2 protein-coding genes are annotated in these 1956 nt (G+C 70.8%); one reads left to right on the top strand and one right to left on the bottom strand.

Going from position 1 to position 1956, the window contains the following annotated elements; all coding sequences use genetic code 11:
• On the bottom strand, positions 1-947 hold a 947-nt coding region (locus PLL68_RS10920), incomplete at its 3' end, for a LysR family transcriptional regulator (RefSeq protein ID WP_324534003.1).
• A 179-nt stretch (positions 948-1126) separates the two neighbouring features.
• Between PLL68_RS10920 and PLL68_RS10915 the strand changes: the two genes are divergently transcribed.
• The coding region (locus PLL68_RS10915; RefSeq protein WP_324534001.1) for a Sir2 family NAD-dependent protein deacetylase at positions 1127-1956 on the top strand (830 nt) is incomplete at its 3' end.

Below are 1956 nucleotides of genomic sequence, written 5' to 3'. Positions count from 1 at the left end.
GAGAAGGTCGGCTCCGGGGCGCGCACCGTCGAGGCCGTCGACTGGGCCGCGGCGCTCTCGGTGAGTGCTTCGAGGGTCGCCTTGACCGCCGGCACGCGCTGCAGGTCAGAGGTCGTGACGGCCATGATCGAGCGCCGGGATGCCGGGGTGATGGGCAGGGCGACGACGTCGGGGTGGTGCACCGTGCGCAGGATGAGGTCGGGGATGAGCGCCACCCCGAGACCCTCGGCGACCAGGCCCATGACGGCCACGTAGTCCTCGGTCTCGTAGGCGACGTCAGGCCGGAACCCGGCGTCGTGCGTCAGCTGGAGCAGGTGTCCGCGACAGCGCGGGCAGCCGGCGATCCACGGTTCGTCGGCGAGCACCGAGAGGTCGACGTTCTCCTGAGCCGACACACTGTGACCCTCGGGCACGGCGAGGCGCACCTCGTCGTCGAGCAGGTTCGTGATGACGAACTGGTCGAGGTCCTCCTCGCCCCGGCCGATGTCGGTGCCCTCGTAGGCAAATGCCACGGCGAGGTCGCACTCGCCAGCCTTCAGTGCGGCCAGGCTCTCGGGGGGCTCGGCCTCGGTGAGGGTGATGCTGATGTCGGGGAAGCGCTTCTTGACCAGCGACAGCGCGCGCGGCACCAGGGTCGCCGACGCCGAGGGGAAGGCCATGAGCCGCACCCGCCCGCTGCGCAGTCCGGCGATTGCCGCGACCTCTTCCTCAGCCGCGTCGATGGCCGCGAGCACCGGGGTGGCGTGGCGGGCGAGCACCTGGCCGGCCTCGGTGAGGCGGACGTTGCGGCCGACCCGCTCGACGAGCACGGTGCCGGTGCGCTGCTCGAGGCGCCGCACCATCTGCGAGATCGCCGGCTGCGTGTAGCCCAGCGAGGTGGCGGCCGCGGTGAAGCTGCCCTCGTCGGCGATGGCCTTCATGACCCGGAGTCCTGCGGCGTCGATCATGCCCGCCATCCTATAACGCCGAGTTATCCCCTGCCATGACTTTCGTACCCCGGGTGATCCGACTTCCTGCACTCCAGCCACCTGACTGGGTCGTCCCGAGGTGGTTGGCGTGCAAGAAGTCAGGGGTGCGAGGTGGCTGGAGTGTAATCAGTCGCGGGTGGGGTGGGAGGATCCACGCCATGCCGGATGCCGTCGCGCCACTCACCTCCGCGCTCTCCGCTGCGGTACCACTCACCGAGGCTTCGCTGGCCCCGTTGGCCGCGATGCTCTTCGACCACCCGGGCACGCTGGTGCTCACCGGGGCCGGGATGTCGACCGACAGCGGCATCCCCGACTACCGCGGCCCGGACGGCCAACGCAGGGTCACCCCCATGCAGCACGGCGAGTTCGTCGGCAGCAGCGCGGCTCGACAGCGCTACTGGGCGCGCTCGTTCATCGGCTGGCAGCGGTTCAGCCACGCCGAGCCCAACGACTGCCACCACGCGGTGGCCGCCCTCCAAGCGCGTGGTGTGCTCGGGCCGGTCATCACCCAGAACGTCGACGGCCTGCACCAGGCCGCGGGCAGTCGTGACGTCACCGAACTGCACGGCACGCTGGCCGAGGTGCTGTGCCTGACCTGCGGCACCCGCACTGACCGCGACCTGCTCCAGGCCCGCATGGCCGAGCAGAACCCCGGGTTCGAGGCGCTCGCATCGGGGGAGGCGCCGGACGGGTCGCGGGTGAGCAGCCAGATCCGCCCGGACGGTGACATCGTGCTCGACGACGCGCTCGTCACCGCGTTCCAGTTGCCGCACTGCAGCATCTGCGGCGCCGACACCCTCAAGCCCGATGTCGTGTTCTTCGGAGGCTCGGTCCCGCGAGAGCGGGTCGACGCCTGCTATGACCTGACCGACGAGGCACCAGCCCTGCTCGTGCTGGGTTCGTCGCTGGCCGTGATGTCGGGGCTGCGGTTCGTGCGGCACGCGGCCAAGCGCGGCATCCCCGTCATGGCGATCACTCGCGGGCCAAC

Origin of the sequence: Ornithinibacter sp., assembly GCF_035443565.1 — a bacterium.
In the GTDB taxonomy this organism is placed as follows: domain Bacteria; phylum Actinomycetota; class Actinomycetes; order Actinomycetales; family Dermatophilaceae; genus Fodinibacter.
The sequence above is the reverse complement of the archived record's forward strand: the minus strand, read 5'-3'. Positions and strand labels throughout refer to the sequence as shown.